The organism is Sphingopyxis sp. CCNWLW2 (assembly GCF_037095755.1).
Classification (GTDB): domain Bacteria; phylum Pseudomonadota; class Alphaproteobacteria; order Sphingomonadales; family Sphingomonadaceae; genus Sphingopyxis.
Window position 1 is genome coordinate 1,067,376 of the sequence record NZ_JBAWKJ010000001.1, and the last position, 18,155, is coordinate 1,085,530.

Here is an 18,155-nt window from a genome sequence, read left to right on the forward strand (position 1 = left end):
TAGCCGCGCCGGGCTTGTTTCCATGGCAAAAGCCGATAGGGCGCTCGCAACGGCGGGGCGCGGCTCCGCGTCTATACGGAGCTCCTCGCATGTCGCCTTATTCCGCCCCGACCGCCCCCCGCCCGCCGCTGCGTGTCGCGCTCGCGGGTATTGGCGTCGTCGGCGGCGGCGTCGTCCGGCTGCTCGAGGCGAACCGCGACCTGATCGCGCGGCGCGCCGGGCGCGCGATCGAGATCGTCGCGCTGTCGGCGCGCGACCGGCACAAGGATCGCGGCGTCGACCTCACCCCCTATCGCTGGGAAGACGATATGGATGCGCTCGTCGCGGCCGAGGATGTCGATGTCATCGTCGAGATGATCGGCGGCGCCGACGGCCCGGCGCTGACGCTGGCGCGCCATGCGCTCGGCGCGGGCAAGGCGCTGGTCACCGCGAACAAGGCGATGATCGCGCATCACGGGCTCGACCTCGCGCGGCTCGCCGAGGAAAAGGACACGCCGCTGAAATATGAGGCCGCGGTCGCGGGCGGCATCCCGGTGATCAAGGCGATCCGCGAAGGCGCGTCGGCAAACGAGATCGCGCGCGTCTATGGCATCCTCAACGGCACCTGCAATTACATCCTGACGCAGATGGAGCGGAACGGCGCGAGCTTCGCCGATGCGCTGAGCGCTGCGCAGGCCGAGGGCTATGCCGAGGCCGACCCGACCTTCGACGTCGACGGGATCGACGCCGCGCATAAATTGTCGATCCTCGCGGCGCTATGCTTCGGGACCAAGCTCGACATCGGCGCGGTGACCGCCGACGGGATCCGCGGGCTGATCGCCGCCGACATTCGCGAGGCCGAGGCGCTCGGCCACCGCGTCCGCCTGATCGGCATGGCCGAGCGCGATTCGAATGGCCTCTACCAGCATGTCCAGCCGTGCCTGGTCCCCGCCGACCATCCGCTCGCCTATGTCCCCGGCGCATTGAACGCCGTCGTCGCCGAGGGCAATTTCGTCGGCCGCCTCTTCTTCGAGGGCGCGGGCGCGGGTGCGGGACCGACCGCATCGGCGATCGTCGCCGACATCATCGACATCGCGCGCGACGAATATGGCCCCGCCTTCGCGATGCCGGTCGATTCGCTCGACCAGGCGCCCGTCGCCGACGCCGGCGCGCGGATCGGCAAACATTATGTCCGCCTGATCGTCGAGGACCGCATCGGCGTGCTCGCCGAGATCGCGACGGCGATGCGCGATGCCGGCGTCTCGATCGAAAGCCTGATCCAGCGCGGCAGCGAGGACGGCAGCGGCGTCGTCATCGTACTCGTCACCCACGAAGGCCCGGCCAGCACGATCCATGCGGCGCTGAGCACTCTCGCCGCGTCGGACCATGTCGTCGGCGCGCCGATGCACATGCCGATCCTCGCGCTCTAGGGCTCTTCCTCGGGCGTCGGCGGGGTGCCGGTTTCGGGGTCGGTCGCGCGCTTCACGCTTTCATAGAGCGCATTATATTCGGGGCCGCGCTTCATGCGACCGCCGAGCGACATCCAGTTGTGCGGCAGCGTGTCCCACATCATCATCGTCGCCTCGGCACGCGGCAGCTTGGGCGGTGCCTCGCGGCCTTCGTTCGCAATCGCACGCAGTTCGGGCGACAGGCGGTGCAGATCGGTGTCGGAGCCGCACACAGTGATCGAACCGTCTTCGGCGGGTTTACAGCGCTTGATCGGGTCGACCATTTCCTTTGCCTTCGCAGCGGCGCTTTCGGCATCGCGCGGCGACGGCGGCGCGGGCGGTCCCTGCGTCTGCGCGGCGGCGGGCGCCATCGCGGTCATCGCCCCAGTCATCACGACGACACAGCTCATGGCGAAAGCGGCACCGAATCGGGCGAAGCGTTCTCGACAAGTGGCGCGGGCGACCATATGGCGCCCACCATGCCGACGCGGCGGAACAAGTAAAGACGGAGAGTGGCGAACATGACGAATAGCAGCAACCTCGACCGGGTGCTCGTGCTCGAAATGGTGCGCGTCACCGAAGCCGCGGCCATCGCCGCCGCGAAGCTGATCGGCCGCGGCGACGAGAAAGCCGCCGACGCCGCCGCGGTCGAAGCGATGCGCACCGCGTTCAACACGCTCTATATGGACGGCACGATCGTCATCGGCGAAGGCGAGCGCGACGAGGCGCCGATGCTCTATATCGGCGAAAAGGTCGGCAACGCGCCGGGCAAGGGCCCGAAGATCGACATTGCGGTCGACCCGCTGGAAGGCACGACGATCACCGCCAAGGCCGGCCCGAACGCGCTCGCGGTGCTCGCGATCGCCGAGGAAGGCTGCCTGCTCAACGCCCCCGACGTCTATATGGACAAGCTCGCGGTCGGCGCCGGCTATTCGCCGAACATCGTCAATTTCGACAATAGCGTGCGCGAGAATGTCGAAGCCGTCGCGCGCGAAAAGGGCTGCAAGCCCGAACAGATCATCGTCTGCGTGCTCGACCGCCCGCGCCACGAGGCGATCATCGCCGAGCTGCGCGCGATCGGCTGCGGTGTCGCACTGATCCCCGACGGCGACGTCGCCGGCGTGATCGCGACGACGAACCCCGACACCAATATCGACATCTATATGGGTTCGGGCGGCGCGCCCGAGGGCGTGCTCGCCGCCGCGGCGCTGCGCTGCGTCGGCGGCCAGTTCAAGGGCCGCCTGCTCTTCCGCAACGACGACGAGCGGCTGCGCGCGAAGAAATGGGGCATCGAGGATCTCGACCGCGTTTACGACCTTGAGGATCTTGCCAAGGGCGACGTGATCTTCGCCGCGACGGGTGTCACCGACGGATCGCTGCTGCGCGGCGTCAAGCGCCGCCGCGACGGCGTGATGACCACCGAGACGGTGGTGATGCGCGCCTCGTCGGGCACGGTGCGCTGGGTGAAGGGCGAGCATCGCTCGCACTGACCGCGAAACGGCAGGCGGAGGCCCGCTGCCGACGTTACCATTCGTCGCCCCTGCGAAGGCCGGGGCGACGATATGACGGTATATTACGACGCAGCCTGCGTCAGCTTTTCGCCCGGCCTTTGCGCGGGGACTGCCATCAATTCCCGGCGGTCAGGCCGGGAATATATCGTGCAGCAATCTTATCGACGAATTTCTCCGGCGAAGCGCCCATCAGGTTGGTCAGAACGACAATCGAGAGATCGTCACCGGGATAGATGAATATGGCGGCGCGGGCTCCGCCGACCGGCGTGATGGCCGGATGATCGGCACGTCGCGCCGACGGCCAACCCAATCCATAGCCATTGATGGTCGAGCCAAAACCGCGATACGTGCCGTCCGCTTGCGGCTGTGGCTTCCAAAGCTGCTGCAGGCCTTCCTTGCTGACAAGCTTCTGCTTTTGCAGAGCGATGACCCACTTTGCCAAATCGGTGGACGTCGTTCGGACACCACCGGCCGGGAATACCATTTCTGTCCATGGTTCGTGCCGCGCAAACGGAACCTTGCTTCGTTCGACGCCGACGGTCTTCATCCCCTCGATCCGCAGCGTCAGATGCGTATAGAGCGTCGCTGCCTGGGGCTTGGCTTTGGCGCCGGTAGTGTCGGCAAAGCGCGTGCGCTTCATCCCCACGACATCGAACTGCCGATCGCGCACGAAATCAGCGTAGGACTCGCCCGTGATCTTCTCGATAATTTTCCCCATCGCGACATAGTTGGTCTGGGTATAGTCGAATTTCGTTCCCGGCGAGAGTTTCAGGGGAAGTTCCTGCACCTTTGCCCAGGCGGCATCTGGCTCGGCGCCGTCGAGCAGCCGAACATTGTCATCCGCGATTTCGGGCAGACCCGACGTGTGGGTCAGAAGCTGCCGAGCGGTAATGCCGCTCCACGTCTCGGGAAGTGTTTCGAGATATGTTTTTATTGGCGCATCGAGGTCAAGTTTGCCGGCTTCGACGAGCTGCATCACCGCGACGCCGGCAACGGCCTTGCTGATCGAGTTGATCGGAAAGGTGGTTTGTTCGGTGACGGGGGTCGACGCCTCGATATTGGCCTGGCCATAAGCGCCGGTGAACAGGATCTTGCCCTGCCGCACGATCGTCAACTGGAGCCCTGGAATGCCGCGAGAAGTCATCTCGCTTTGGACCAGCTGTTCAATGGCTGCCTTGTTTTCAGCCTCCGCGACGGACGGTGTGCGGGCACTGACACTATCGCCAAGGCCGCCCATGACCGCAATCAGGCCGATTGCGGCAGAAATTCTATTCAGCATTATTTGATGGTCCTAAAGCTTGAGGAGTATATCAACTGCGTTTTTCTTGCCGTATCAATACTGTCGCGGGCGTCAAGCTCCGGCAATAAACGAGAAAAAGTTGTTCAAAATATTCCCGCCGCCAATCCTTCGGCGAGGGCCGCGCCCAGATCGCGCGCTTCGGCGAGGCGATCCGGGGCTATCGTCTTGGCCGCAAGGATCGCTTCGGGCGTCTGCGCATCGGTGTTGACGATGATATGATCGGCGACGCGCCGCAGCCGCCAGCCGGTCGCGATCCGGTCGAGCTGGCGCTGGGCATTTTCGCCGTCGGAGCCCGCGCAGATGATCGTCGCATAGGGGCGGCCCTCGATCCGGCCGAGGCACGGATAATAGCAGCGGTCGAACATCTCCTTCATCGCGCCCGACAGCGCCGCGAGATTTTCGGGGCCGACGAAAAGGTAGCCGCCGGCGGCGTGGAGATCATCAGGCGTCACATCGGCCGCGGCGATCAGCCGCGCCATGTCCCCCGCCCCATCGGCCGCAGCCCGCGCAAGCGCCTCGCTGCCACCGGTGCGGCTGTGCCAGGCGATCAGGAGGTGCGGCGCGTCGGTCATGGCCCGAAGCTTGCCAAGCACCGGCACGCGGCGCAAGCTGCCGCGAAACATGGGGGAGATATGACATGCGCCGACTGACCGCCCTGCTGCTTGCCGGCACCCTGCCCTTCGCCGCCGCCGCGCAGGACGCCGCGAGCGAGGCGACGCGCACCGCGCAGGCCGAAATCGCGGCGCGCCTGCCGCTCGATGACCCGCGCGACGAGGCCAATGTGATGCGCGGCAAGCTCGCCGAAATTCCGGGCGGTGTGATTACGGGCAAGGACGGCAAGATTGTGTGGGACCGGCGGCCCTACGCCTTCCTCGATGCCAAGGCGGCGCCCGATACGGTCAACCCGTCGCTGTGGCGGCAGGCGCGGCTGAACGCGGTGCACGGACTGTTCGAGGTCGTGCCGGGCAAGATCTGGCAGGTTCGCGGTTATGATATTTCGGTGATGACGATCATCCGCGGCAAGAGCGGCTGGATACTCGTCGACCCGCTGCTGTCCGAAGAGGCGGCGGCGGCGAGCTGGAAGCTGTTCGCCGATACCGTCGAGGCGAAGGCGGGCAAGTTGCCGATCAAGGCGGTGATGTTCAGCCACAGCCATAGCGACCATTTCGGCGGCGTCGGCGGCATCGTCACCCCCGAACAGGTCAAGCGCGAGAAGATCCGCATCATCGCGCCGCACGGCTTTTCGGAGGAAGCGACGTCGGAGAATGTCCTTGCCGGCACCGCGATGGGACGCCGCGCGCTGTACATGTTCGGGTCGATCCTCGCTCCGGGGCCGACGGGACAGGTCGACACCGGGCTGGGGCCGAAGCTGTCGTCGGGCACGATCGGTTATATGGAGCCGACCGAGAGTATCGCTGCGACCGGCGGCACGCTGACGATCGACGGGCTGGCGTTCGAATTCCTCGACGCGGGCGGGACCGAGGCGCCGTCGGAATTCGTCTTCTATGTCCCCGCGTACAAGGCTTTGCACACGACCGAGGTCGTCACCCACACGCTGCACAATGTGCTCACCCTTCGCGGGGCGCAGGTGCGCGACGCGCTGCACTGGTCGAAGGTGATCGACGCCGCGCTCGTCCGCTGGGGCGGCAAGGCCGAGGTCGCGCTCGCGTCGCATCACTGGCCGACGTGGGGCGCGGGCGAGGTCAGCAGCTTGCTCACCAGCCAGCGCGACATTTATCGTTATGTCCACGACCGGACTTTGTTCCTCGCCAACCGCGGCGCGACGCTCCACGAGCTTGCCGATGTCACCCCCGAGGCGCCGGGGCAGGCGACGGACTTCGGCGCGCGCGGCTATTATGGCACGGTCAACCACGACATGAAGGCGACCTATCAGCGCTATTTCGGCTGGTGGGACGGCAATCCCGCGAACTTCAACCCGCTGCCGCCCGAACAGTCGGCGCCCAAATATGTCGCGCTCGCGGGCGGTGCCGACAAATTGCTCGCGGCTGGTAAAGCGGCGATCGCGGCGGGCGACTATCGCTGGGCGGCCGAGCTTTTGAACAAGCTCGTCTTTGCGCAGCCGGACAACAAGGACGCGCGCGCGGCGCTCGCCTCGGCCTATGACCAGATGGGCTATCAGGCGGAGTCAGGCGCGTGGCGAAATTATTATCTCGCCGCCGCGGCAAGCCTGCGCGGCACCGCGGTCGAAAGCCTGTCGGGCAACGGCCAGAGCCGGTCGTTCGTCAGCGCGATCCCGACCGCGGTGTTTTTCGACGCGCTCGCGACGCGCTTCGACGCTGCGAAAGGGCGCGCGGTCAAAGGCACCTTCCAGTTCATCCTGCCCGACAGCAAGGAAGCGGTCGCGATCGTCGTCGGCGGCGGGGTCGAGGTGCCGCGGTACGGCATGACCGACCCCGCACCGACCGCGACGATCACAATAAACCGGGCGACGCTCGACGATGTGATGCTGGGGCAGGCGCAGTTTCCCACGCTGCTCCAGTCGGGCGCGATCAAGATCGACGGCGACCGCATGGCGTTCCTGTCGTGGTTCGCGCTCCACCCGCCCGCCGACCCGCGCTTCAATGTGGTTGTGCCATAGGGCCGCCACCGACTATCGGAGGAACATGACCGACACCCCCGCGCACCCGACCGATCCTTTCGACGCAGAGGCGATCAACGCCACCGAAGGGCTCGATCCGGTCGACCCCGCCTATGCGCAGGTGCTGCGCATCGCGACCGCGCTCAACCTGATCCCGCTCGCGATCGGCGCGAGCGTGTTCGACGCGCTGCTGATCCGTCATATCGGGGGACCGTACGGGCTGATCACCGCCGCCGCGTGGGTAATCGCGGCGATCGTGATCGTCAGCTTTCCCTCGCGCCGCGTGTCGCGCTGGGGGTACAGGATCGGCGAAGGACAGCTGCGCGTCGCGCGCGGCTGGCTGTTCCGCACCGACACGATCGTGCCCTTTGTGCGCGTCCAGCATATCGACGTCGGGCAGGGGCCGATCGAGCGCTGGTTCGGGCTGTCGCACCTGATCGTCCACACGTCGGGCACGCATAACAGCACGGTGACGCTGCCCGGGCTGCACGCCGACCTGGCGGCCGCGATGCGCGAGACGATCCGCCGGCATATCCAGACCGATTTCGCATGAGCGACGGCGCCGTCATCACTGCGACCGAAAGCGAGCCGGACTGGCAGCGGCTGCACCCCGCGACGCTCGCGCTCGCCGTCGTCAAGCTCGGGCCGCGCTCGCTCAACTTCCTGCCCGCGGTCGCCGCATTGGGCTTTACCGGCAACTGGGTGTATATCGTGCCCGCGATCGGCGCTTTTCTGCTCTTCTCGCTGCTCGCAGCGTGGTTTCACTGGCTGCGCTTCCGCTTTCTCGTCGGCGACGACGAGGTCGTGATCGAAAGCGGCGTTTTCGCGCGCCAGCATCGCACCATCCCCTTCGACCGCATCCAGGACGTCAGCATCGAGCAGGGGCTGGTCGCGCGCGCGCTCGGCATCGCCAAGGTCGGGTTCGAGACCGGCGCGGGCGGCAAGGAGAATGACGCGAGCCTCGACGCGATCGCGCTCGATTCGGCGCAGGCGCTGCGCGCGACGATCCGCGTGCATCGCAGCGGCGAAGCGGCGGCCCCTGTTGCAACCGACGCTCACGAGGCATCGCCCGCCACCGAGGACCGGTTGCTCTTTGCGATGGGGCCGCGCCAGTTGCTGCTCGCGGGGCTGTTCAACTTCTCGCTCGCCGCGCTCGCGGTGGTCGGCGCGGGCATGCAGTTTTTCGACGGGCTGCTGCCGTTCGATTTCAACGTCTTCAACCCCAGGGGCTGGATCGACATCGCCGAGGATTATGGACTCGACCAGTGGGTGATCGCGCACCGCTGGGTCGCGGGCGTCGGCGCGGCCATCTCGCTGATCTTCATCGGTTTTGCGAGCGGGATCGCGACGATGTTTTTCGCCAACTGGGATTTCCGCCTGACACGCGAGCCGCGCACGCTGCGCCGCACCCGGGGCCTCACGACGCGCACCGACGTCGCGGTGCCGGTGAAGCGCGTGCAGGCCGCGATCCTCGTCACCGGCTGGTTCCGTCAGCGCTTCGGCTGGCACGAACTGCGCCTGCAAAGCCTCGCGAGCGACGGCGGGAAGGAAAATGACCATCAGGTGGTTCCCTTTGCGAAGCTCGACGCGATCGACCCGGTGCTGGACGAGGTCGCGATCCGGCGCCCCGACGCCGGCCAGTCATGGCAGCAGAGCCACGGCATCGTCGCGCTCGGCGGGCTGATCGGCGCGGTCGGCGCGACCATGGGCGGCCTCGTCGCCGTTTCGTTCGGGCAGGATCTCGGATGGCTCGGTCCGGTGGCGGGATTGCTCATCGGCGCCGGCTCCCTGTTCGGCGCCCGTTTCCATCGCTGGGCCGACCTGGGCGAACAGGTCGCGATCCGGCGCGGTGCGTGGAAGCCCAAGACGACGCTGCTGCCGCACGCGTCGGTGCAGAGCGTCGACCTCAAGAGCGATTTCATCCTACGGCCGCTCGGCCTCGCGACTTTGGTGTTCGGCGTCCCCGGCGGCAGTTCGCTTGGCGCGCATGAGATCCCCGCAATCCCGCTCGCCGCCGCGCAGCAGCTGCGCACCCGCATCCTTGCCGCGAGGGCGCGGCCATGAGCGAAGCGGCGCTGGGCATTACGCACTCGATCAAGGGCCAGCCGTGGCACTGGCGGCGCGCGAGCGCCGACATGGCGGCCGAGAATCTCGCGCCCGACGATCTCGTCACGCAATTGCTGCTCGCGCGCGGCGTGACGCGCGACGACCTCGATCGCCAGCGCACGCCGACCTTGCGCGGCTTCATGCCCGACCCGTCGCTGTTCCGCGACATGGATGCCGCCGCCGCGCGGCTTGCCGATGCGGTCGAGCGCAAGGAAGCGGTGACGATCTTCGGCGATTATGACGTCGATGGCGCGACCTCGGCGGCTTTGCTCGTGCGGCTGCTGCGCGGGCTCGGGCTGCCCGCGGGCGCCTATATCCCCGACCGGTTGATGGAGGGTTATGGCCCCTCGGGCGCCGCGCTCGTCAAGATCGGCGAGGCGGGGTCGAAACTCGTCGTCACGGTCGATTGCGGGGCGCAGGCGTTCGACGCGATTGCCGAAGCCAAGGCGGCGGGGGTCGAGGTGATCGTCGTCGACCATCATCAATGCGCGACGACGCTGCCCGTGGCCTTCGCGCTGGTGAACCCGAACCGGCTCGACGAGGAGCCCGACGCCGCGATCCACGGCAATCTTGCCGCGGTCGGCGTCGCCTTCCTGCTTGGCGCGGCGCTGCTCCGCACGCTGCGCGCACGCGGTTTCTTTGCCACCCGCGACGAGCCCGCGCTGATCGACCTGCTCGATCTTGTCGCACTCGGCACCGTCGCCGACGTCGCGCGGCTCACCGGCTTCAACCGCGCGCTCGTGACACAAGGGCTGAAGGTGATGGCGCGGCGCGGCAACACCGGCCTCGCGGCGCTGATGGACGCCGCGCGCCTCACCAAGCCGCCGAGCGCGAGCGATATGGGCTTTGCGCTCGGCCCCAGGATCAATGCGGGCGGGCGCGTTGGCAAGTCGGACCTTGGCGTGCGGCTCCTCACCACGAGCGACCCACAGGAAGCCGCCGACATCGCGGTCGAACTCAACCGGCTGAACGAGGAGCGGCGCGCGATCGAGGCCGCGGTACTCGAGCAGGCGATCGATGCGAGCGCGGCGTGCGGCAACGCCCCGGTCGCGATCGTCGCCGGGCAGGGATGGCACCCCGGGGTGATCGGCATCGTCGCCGGGCGGCTGAAAGAACGGCTGCACCGCCCCGCGATCGTCATCGCGCTCGACGAGGACGGCGTTGGTAAGGGATCGGGGCGCTCGATTTCGGGCGTCGACCTTGGCGCCGCGATCCTCGCGGCGAAGGAGACGGGGCTGCTCGTCGCCGGTGGCGGGCATGCGATGGCGGCGGGGCTGACCGTGGCGGCGGACAAGGTCGACGCGCTCGGCGCTTATCTGAACGACCGCCTTGCCGCCGACGTCGAGCGCGCGAGCGGCGACAAGTCGCTGCTCATCGACGCGGTGCTCGCGCCGCGCGGGATCAACCCTTTGTGGTGCGACGCAATCGAGAGCGCGGGACCGTATGGCGCCGGCTGGCCCGCGCCGCGCGTCGCGACCGGGCCGGTGCGGATCGTCGAATCGGGGATCGTCGGCACCGACCATGTCCGCCTGATCGTGTCGGGCGACGATGGCGCGCGCTTCAAGGCGGTCGCGTTCCGCAGCGCCGAGACCGAACTGGGTCAGGCGTTGCTCCACGCACGCGGCAGCCGCAAGCTGTGGCTCGCGGGCCGCGCGAAACGCGACGACTGGGGCAGCCGCCCCGCCGCCGAACTCCACCTCGAGGACGCAGCCTGGGCCGACTGAGGGCACGAAGGGAAGATCAACGATGTACAGCCACACCACGATCGGCGTCGACGATTTCGCCAGCGCCGAACCCTTTTACGACGCGATCATGGCGGTGCTCGGGCATCCCGGATTCGCGCGGCAGAGCGAAGGCAAGGGCTATGGCACGCCGACCGGCCCCAAGGTCTTCGTCGGCCCCGCCTTTAATGGCGAACCGGCGTCGGTCGGCAATGGCACCCACATCGCCTTCATCGCCGCCGACCGGGCAACGGTCGATGCCTTTCATGCCGCGGCGCTTGCCAACGGCGGCAGCGACGAGGGCGCGCCGGGGCTCCGCCCGCATTATCACGCCAACTATTACGCCGCCTATGTCCGCGATCCGGAAGGCAACAAGCTGCAGGCGGTATGCCATTCGCGGCGCGGATAAATTAGCGCCGATTGAGTCCTTGACCGGGGGAACACTCACGGCTAATGCGCCGCTTCACCGATCAGACGGCCCCTTCGTCTAGCGGTCTAGGACGTCGCCCTTTCACGGCGAAAACACGGGTTCGAGTCCCGTAGGGGTCACCATCGGTCACGGGAGCGGTCGGCTCCCCTTTCCGCAAAATTTCCGACCTTGTGGCCCCTTCGTCTAGCGGTCAGGACGCGGCCCTCTCACGGCTGAAACACGGGTTCGATTCCCGTAGGGGTCACCATCCCACGATCTGTCGGCGAACCCGTGATTCCTTGTCGGGCGGATTGGCAACAGCCGACCCGCGATGGTTCGATTCCCGTCAGCGTCACCAACGGTCAAGCCCCTGCGCACCGTCAAAACTTCTTTCGCACCGTCAATCGGACCACGCGGCCGAGCGGCTCGATTTCGTCGCGACTATATCCCGCGGGCACCGTCCCATCTTCGCGCGTCACCCGGCGATACCCATTGAGGAGATCGTTGATATCGACGGACAGTTTCAGCCCGCTCATCAAACCCTTCCGGCCCGGAACCGCGAATATGCGGTCGGGTTCGATGAAAGCCGAAAGATTGAGCTTCAGCGGCGGCTTGAAGACAAAGACTTCATCGCCCCCCCGCAATCGTCCCGGGCTACTCCAGTTGCCGCTGAGCGTGCCGCCGATCCCCCGCCTGCCGATCGATGCCTGAAACGACAGGCTGTGACGCGATTGCCCGCCGGCGCGAAGCTGGTCGATCACCGGGACGCCGGGGCGGGTGAGCAACTCGCTTTTCAACCGCTTGCCGTGATTGAGCGACAGGTTGAGCTGCAGCGGATCCCCGGCCGTTTCGCTTCGCCCTTCCCCGCCTCCGAGCGCCAGCCGCAGCGCGACGCCGGTGGACAGATCGGCATTGGTATCGCGCGCGAGGTTGATCGCACGCGCATCGACCGCGACGAGCCGCCCCGCCGCATCGCGCGTGACGCGCTCGGGAAACGCAGCCTCGATCGCGGGGGTCAGTTCGGGAAACGCCGCCAGGCCGCCCTTCGCGACCGACTGGCGATAACCGAAGTTGAGGGTCAGTATCTGATTGCCCAGCGGCCGCACCGTCGCCGAAAAAGCCAGGCTTTGCCGGCGGCCGCGCTTCAGGTTGGGATTTCCGCCAGTAATCCAGACGGGTTCGGCGATTTCCTGACGCGCATAGTCGAACATGCGATTGATCGTCGTGACGATCGGCCCATCGAGCTGGTCGAACGACGGCGCGGCGTCGGCATAATCGATTCCCCCGCGAAGCTGGAGGACCGGCCATGGCGACCAGCTGATATTGCCGCCGAACCCCTTTTGCAGCCGGCTGTTCGTCATCGCGTGCGCGTTGGCGGTGAGGTCCACGGTCAGGTCGCCCAGCCAGCCGGGCCCCGTCCCGCCGCCGCGCGAAATCGGTATGCTGAGCGACATCAACCCGCTCGACTGGTTGCGCGTCACGCTGTTCGACGCGATCAAATTTCCCGAAGCATCGCTTTCCCGGTTTTGCGTGCGGTTGCGGCCGGTGTTGGCGGTGAGATTCCAGGTGAGCGGCCCCGCCGGAAGGTCGATGACCGCCTTGCGCACATTGAGCCGGGCACTGAGGTTTTCGCCTTTCGTCCGGGTGCGGGTAGCGATCATCAAGCCTTCGTCCCACAGGCCATAGGGATTGAAGGCGGGATCGCGGTCATCGATCAATTGTTGGGCGCGCGCGATATCGACGCCGCTCTCAAGGAAATTGTCCGCCCAGCTCCGCGCATAGCTCGCCGCGACGCTGGTCTGCCAGCCGCGAATATTGCCGGTCAGGGTCAGCGAGGCGCCGAGCGACGTGGCGCCATTGTCGGCGCGAAGCGCGCGTTCGCCCGCAAAAGGCCGCGTCAGCACGACATCGCCCGCAAAGGGCGACCAGGGATGGCCCGCGGGGATGACGACCGACGCCATCGGCAGGCCGCGCAATCCGTCGCTGCTGCTCCGGCTCGCATCGAGGTTCAGCGCGACGGAAAAATCGCCCAGCGGGCGCGTAACGCCGATCCCGAGCGCGGCGTTACGCCGCGACGATTGCAGCGTTTCGAAGCGGCTGGGATCGACGGGATGGAGGTCGCCGGCGGTCGCGGCAAAATCGTCGAGGCGGGGCGCCCCCGTCTGCGCGCCCGCGGGGATGGCGGCGGCCGTCACCCGCTCTCCCGCGGCAAGGCTGAGCGAGGGATCGATCTCTCCGCCGCCGGGCACGGAAATGAAGCCGACGCTGTCGAACACCCCGTCCTGCCGCGGGAGACTGCGCGCGGTCTTGCGAAAGGCGCTATCCGCACCGACCCGTGCCTGGGCGTTCCAGCGCGTGTCCCCGCTGATCGCCGTTCGCCTGATCGACAGCGTCCCGCCATAGCGACCGCCGGCGGTCGCGAAATCGGCGCCCGCATCGGCATTGAGCATCGCAAACTTCTTCTTGAGCACCAGATTGACGACGCGCTTGCCCGCCCGTTCGCCATAGAGCGCCGCCGCTTCCGGTTTCAGCACGGCGAGCCGGTCGAGCGCTTCGGCGGGATAAGAAAGGATCGAGCGATCGAAGCCCGCGGGCTTGCCGTTGATCAGGATGACGGGTTCTTCGCCGCTGCCGTCGATGAAGGGCGCAAGGCGCGTCAGCAGATCCTGGATGCTGTCGGCGCCGCGGCTGGCGATCTCTCCCTCGCCGAATTCGGTTTCGGCCGGAACCTCGGCCTCGCCGCGGCGCGCGGCCGTGACGACGATTTCATCGGGGTCATCCGGCGAAACGATAACGCCCGGCGGAGCCGTCCCTTGCGGAATCGGCCCCGCCGCGACGTCCCCCTTATCCGTTTCGGCATGGGCTTCCATGCCGTGCACCGCGGCCATCACAATGGCCAGCGACGCCACTTTCGCGGCACAGACCATCTTCTGTCCCAGATACTCCAAAACCAGAGTCGTCGCTTCCATTGCAGGGAATGATTAACCCGCAATGGCGGGCGCATCCATTGGACGCGCCCGCCATCCTATTCCTATAGGATTCTATAGAAATGACCTGGTTAGGGAGCAGGCTTGTACACGGTCCCCGAAACATAGCAGGGCAAAGTCCCCGTTTCCGGCGGAAGCACATCATCGACCGCAATGCTCCCGCTCCCATCGGGATTGGTCGTGACCGTTCCGTGCAGATCACCAAAGCAGTTGCCAAGGGTGACGGTCTCCACTCGCATGCCCGCGATCGTCAGCGCGCCGCCAACGAGGGAGTAGCTATGCGGATTGCTGGTGATATTCAGCGCGGCACACGTCGGCTCCGGCGCTCCGATGGCGACAGTGGCCGTACCCGTAGTGGCGGTAGCAGGAGTCAAAGCTATGCTGGCCGTGCAATTCAGGTCAATGCCTTTGAAAACATCGACCGTTCCGGTGTACGTCTGGGTCTGGGCCTGAGCCGGTGCCACGGCGCCAGCGAGTGCAGAACCCATCATTGCCAGAGCGGCAAAAGCAGATGTGAATTTTTTCATATTAAACACCCTTTCCCATTAAGTTGATACTATAATTGAAAGAATTAATGATCAAATTTTACACCGTACTTTTCTATACAACTTCTCCCCGTTTCCTCTAACTGTTGCGAATGATGTAAATCAGAACTTGACTGCCGCGCTAAGACCAATGATGCGCGGATCGGGCGTAAACACATTGGTGGTAAGCCCATTGTCATCGCTATTTACAAAGAAGCCGGTAATTGGCGTCTTTTTGAACAGGTTTTTGACATAGAACTGGAGCGCGAAATCGGATTCCGAACGGGCCAGCGTGACGGCTACGTTGACATTGTCCCAAGCACGAAGCCTGTCGAACTCCGTGTTATAAACCCGGCCATAGCTTTTCGACTGTCGATAATAGTCACCGCGGAACGTCAGTTCCCAATCACCACCTTCGATAAAGAAAGTATATTGAGCGCCGATATTGGCCGTAAGGCGCGGAGCATTGGGCAGTTCATTGCCGGTCAGATCGGCATAGAAGCCGCGGCCGCCATTGGGCGCGCCACTTGTTGCACCCTTCCAGGCATTCGGATTGGCGGGATCGAAGGGAACAATGACCCCCACCTTGGTCGGATCGTAGGGCGCCAGCGGATTATAGGTAACGCCATACAACCGCCAGAAATCAGGACCATTGGCCCTTCTGTCGGGTGCATAGCTGCCGAGACGATCGGCTCCGGGACATAGAGCCGCAAGGGCAACCGCGCCGCCGCCTCTGGCCAGAATTCGTTCAACCAACGCGCTCGGCGCAATGCAGTTCGACGGAACCTGCAGCCAGGGGCGCAGCACGACCCAGTCGGGGTCCCCCTGCGTACGGTTCATCACGTCGATCGACTGCGCCCCCTTGCCCAGCCGGGTCTTGAGATAGCCCAGATTGGCGTCGACACGGAAAGCACGGGAGGGCCGCCAGGCCGCCTCGAATTCCAGTCCCCAACTCGTCGCATTGAAATTCTCGTTATAGGCGATGCGATCGACGATCTGGGAAACCTGAAAATCCTTATAGTCGTAAAAGAAGCCGGTGGCATTCAGTGTGAAGCGCCCGCCATCGAAACTGTTCTTCGTGCCGATTTCAAATGCATTGACATATTCCGGCCTGAAAGTTTGCGGCAGAAACTGGAACTGCACCACATTCGGATTGAAATCGATGCGGGGTGGATTGACCCCGCCGCCCTTGTATCCGCGCGAGACCGAGGCGTAGATCAGCGTGTCATCGGTAAAATTCAGATCCGGCTTCCAGTCGAGCACCGCCCGCCCGGTGAAACGGCCCCAGGACTGCACGATATCGTCCAGCGCAGGATATCCGCTATTGACGCGGCCGCCGGTGATGTCTCCCACAAATGCCGGCCCCGACGGATTATTGATTCCTCCACCGAGCAGCAATTGGCTAGGAACCTGATCTGCGCGCTTTTTGTCCTTTGTATAACGGGCGCCAAGCGTCAGCTTGAGGTCTTCATTGATATTCCAATAGGCTTCGCCAAAAGCCGCCCAGGATTTTATACGAACGCCATTCTGACTCAGGAAATAATTATGGCCCTGATTGTTCAAGCTATCGAGCGGATTTGGATCGACATAGGGGCACTCCCTGTCTTCATTACCGAGTTCGCACGGAAGCAGGCCTCTTCCAGGAACACTACCGGGGCCGAGGGGAGGGGTGCTGCTATATTGCCGTTCCGCGATCAGCGTGAACATATTGTTGAATACATAATAATTGTCTTGGGACTTGAAATCGAGATAGTTCGCGCCGGCAAGAAAATTTACCGGCCCGTCGAAACTGGACTGAAGCCGAAACTCTTGTGACCATTGCCTGTTTCTTGAGTGATTCAAGTCGGCTGAGATCATGCGATCCGAGCACCCCAGTTGCGGGTCGCAAAATATCCCTCCCGGGGTGGGACCCGGATAATTTGCAGAATCTATCGGCCTGTTACCAATGAACAAATTTGGTTGAGCCGAATCCTCGAACAATGGAACAGTGACAAAACGGTTATAATCTTGGGACGAGAAAAAGCGGTCCCGAGAATAAGCTGTTTGTGAAATAAACTGCAGCGCCTCTGACGGCTTGAATTCCATATTGAATTGGACGACATCATTTTTTGCCCGGAATATCGGATCATAATTTGATGAAATTTCGCGCAAATTTCGCGATTGTGTCACGCCGGCGAGCGGATTGCGGATCTTTACCTGCGGCAGTACCCGATTAGGCTGGCCTGGCCGTCGCAGGGTGCCGACATTCATGCCTTCACTGGGATGGTACAGATATACGAGCGCCGAACCGTTGGGCGTGCCGAATGCCGCATCATCATAAAGCGACCCCGGCAGACAGCCTTGACCTATGCGCCCGCGAAGATTGACGTCGGTAACCGCCACATTTCCAACTTTTGCCGCGCCCGGATCCGTGGTGCAGAGTTGCTTGCCAGTGCGCAGACGGTTGTCGTCTTCCTCGAAATGCTGCCAGATCACATTGGCGCGAAAACTGTCGCTGGGCTCCCAAGCCACGGTGGCGCGCGTCGACCACAGGTCGCGGCCATTTACGCGGGTTTGAAAAAAGCTGTTATAATCATAACCATCGCGCTTGGTCATAATGCCTGCGACACGAACGCCCAATGTATCGCCCAAGGGAATGTTGAGCATGCCGCTGAGGCGCCTGGTTGAATAATTTCCGACCTCGCCCTTTATCTCGCCGCCGAAGTCAGCCTCGGGCAGCGCGGGGATCATGTTCACCACGCCCGCTGTCGCGTTTCGACCGTAAAGCGTGCCTTGCGGGCCGCGGAGCACTTCGACGCGCTGCAAATCGAAAAATTCGGCTTCGAACAGGCGATTGCGAACGAGAGGGGTCGAGTTGAAACTCACTGCGACCGCCGGGTCGCTCGACGCCGAAATCGATTGCGTGCCAATTCCGCGGATCGAGAAATTATACATGCTGAAATTGGTTTTGGAGAAACTGACGTTGGGAACCGCGCGCAGCAGTTCCGACCCGCCCTCGATCTTGCGATCATCGAGCGCATCGCCCGACAGCGCCGTCATCGCGATCGGCACGTCGGTGATCTTCTCTTCCTTCCGCTGCGCCGTCACGATGATTTCGTTGCCGTCGCTGATCTCCCGGACCAGTGCCTCGGGCGCAGCGGCTATCGGCGCGGCGCTCGCCGTTTCCGCCGGAAGCTGCGCGATCCGGCGCATCGGGCTGATGACGAATATCTTTCCGTCGCGGCGATAGGTCAGGCCCGTCCCGCGCAGCAGTTCGCGGAGCGCCTCCTCGGCGCCCGACCGGCGCCGCAAGGTCTCGCTGCGCTTGCCGCGCACCGCCTTGCCGTCGAAAATTACCTGCACCCCCGACGCGCGCGCGAAAGCACGCAATGCGCCGCCCAGATCCTGGGCCGGAATATCAAACTGCTGAACCTGGCGCGCTTCAGCATAGGCAGGCGCCGACACGGCAACCAGCGCGCCGAGCGCAAGACTCGACAACAAATAACGACGTTTGGACATACCCTCTCCCTCTATGCGAGGGATCGATATTATTGCCCCTCTGTCATAAAGACGAACCACCCACCCGGTTGCG

Annotated in this window: 13 protein-coding genes and 2 tRNA genes; 9 read left to right on the top strand and 6 right to left on the bottom strand. The window is 64.6% G+C overall.

The genetic code is table 11. The features are described from left to right. Positions 1-89 precede the first annotated feature (89 nt). Positions 90-1,409: a homoserine dehydrogenase gene (locus V8J55_RS04935; protein WP_336444600.1), complete on the top strand. Its 1,320-nt coding sequence runs from the start codon at positions 90-92 to the stop codon at positions 1,407-1,409. Here the strand turns inward: V8J55_RS04935 and V8J55_RS04940 are convergent. Next, a complete protein-coding gene (locus V8J55_RS04940) occupies positions 1,406-1,837 on the bottom strand; it encodes a hypothetical protein (RefSeq protein ID WP_336444601.1) in 432 nt (143 codons plus the stop codon). The two genes, V8J55_RS04935 and V8J55_RS04940, sit on opposite strands and share 4 nt — an antisense overlap. A 111-nt stretch (positions 1,838-1,948) precedes the next feature. Here V8J55_RS04940 and glpX point away from each other — a divergent pair, with 111 nt between their 5' ends. Further along, the gene (glpX, locus tag V8J55_RS04945; protein WP_037517418.1) at positions 1,949-2,917 is read left to right on the top strand and encodes a class II fructose-bisphosphatase; all 969 of its coding nucleotides are present in this window, start codon (positions 1,949-1,951) and stop codon (positions 2,915-2,917) included. 136 nt (positions 2,918-3,053) lie between these two features. On the opposite strand, the gene V8J55_RS04950 is transcribed toward glpX, so the two are convergent. After that, positions 3,054-4,217 carry a serine hydrolase domain-containing protein gene (locus V8J55_RS04950; protein WP_336444602.1) on the bottom strand — a complete coding sequence of 388 codons (1,164 nt, stop codon included), beginning with the start codon at positions 4,215-4,217 and terminating at the stop codon, positions 3,054-3,056. A gap of 104 nt (positions 4,218-4,321) precedes the next feature. Further along, positions 4,322-4,810: a flavodoxin family protein gene (locus tag V8J55_RS04955; protein ID WP_336444603.1), complete on the bottom strand. Its 489-nt coding sequence runs from the start codon at positions 4,808-4,810 to the stop codon at positions 4,322-4,324. Positions 4,811-4,875: 65 nt separating this feature from the next. Between V8J55_RS04955 and V8J55_RS04960 the strand changes: the two genes are divergently transcribed. From V8J55_RS04960 to V8J55_RS04990, 7 genes are all read left to right on the top strand, one after another. Then, entirely contained in the window at positions 4,876-6,837 is a 1,962-nt protein-coding gene (locus V8J55_RS04960) for an alkyl/aryl-sulfatase (protein WP_336444604.1), read from the top strand. A gap of 25 nt (positions 6,838-6,862) precedes the next feature. Next, complete coding sequence (locus tag V8J55_RS04965) at positions 6,863-7,390, top strand: PH domain-containing protein (protein WP_336444605.1); 528 nt, start codon at positions 6,863-6,865, stop codon at positions 7,388-7,390. Next, the gene (locus V8J55_RS04970; RefSeq protein ID WP_336444606.1) at positions 7,387-8,901 is read left to right on the top strand and encodes a PH domain-containing protein; all 1,515 of its coding nucleotides are present in this window, start codon (positions 7,387-7,389) and stop codon (positions 8,899-8,901) included. The genes V8J55_RS04965 and V8J55_RS04970 overlap by 4 nt, the downstream gene beginning before the upstream one ends. Continuing rightward, entirely contained in the window at positions 8,898-10,667 is a 1,770-nt protein-coding gene (gene recJ / locus V8J55_RS04975) for a single-stranded-DNA-specific exonuclease RecJ (protein ID WP_336444607.1), read from the top strand. Before V8J55_RS04970 ends, recJ begins: the two co-directional genes overlap by 4 nt. A 22-nt stretch (positions 10,668-10,689) precedes the next feature. After that, positions 10,690-11,073 carry a VOC family protein gene (locus V8J55_RS04980; protein ID WP_037517288.1) on the top strand — a complete coding sequence of 128 codons (384 nt, stop codon included), beginning with the start codon at positions 10,690-10,692 and terminating at the stop codon, positions 11,071-11,073. A 67-nt stretch (positions 11,074-11,140) separates the two neighbouring features. Continuing rightward, a tRNA-Glu gene (locus V8J55_RS04985) sits at positions 11,141-11,216 on the top strand. A gap of 50 nt (positions 11,217-11,266) precedes the next feature. Continuing rightward, a tRNA-Glu gene (locus V8J55_RS04990) sits at positions 11,267-11,341 on the top strand. 112 nt (positions 11,342-11,453) lie between these two features. On the opposite strand, the gene V8J55_RS04995 is transcribed toward V8J55_RS04990, so the two are convergent. The 3 genes from V8J55_RS04995 to V8J55_RS05005 form a co-directional block, all read right to left on the bottom strand. Continuing rightward, the gene (locus V8J55_RS04995; protein WP_336444608.1) at positions 11,454-14,042 is read right to left on the bottom strand and encodes a hypothetical protein; all 2,589 of its coding nucleotides are present in this window, start codon (positions 14,040-14,042) and stop codon (positions 11,454-11,456) included. Positions 14,043-14,131: 89 nt separating this feature from the next. Continuing rightward, on the bottom strand, positions 14,132-14,587 hold the full coding sequence (locus V8J55_RS05000) for a hypothetical protein (RefSeq protein WP_336444609.1): 456 nt from the start codon (positions 14,585-14,587) through the stop codon (positions 14,132-14,134). A 120-nt stretch (positions 14,588-14,707) separates the two neighbouring features. Further along, complete coding sequence (locus V8J55_RS05005; RefSeq protein WP_336444610.1) at positions 14,708-18,082, bottom strand: TonB-dependent receptor domain-containing protein; 3,375 nt, start codon at positions 18,080-18,082, stop codon at positions 14,708-14,710. Positions 18,083-18,155 lie beyond the last annotated feature (73 nt).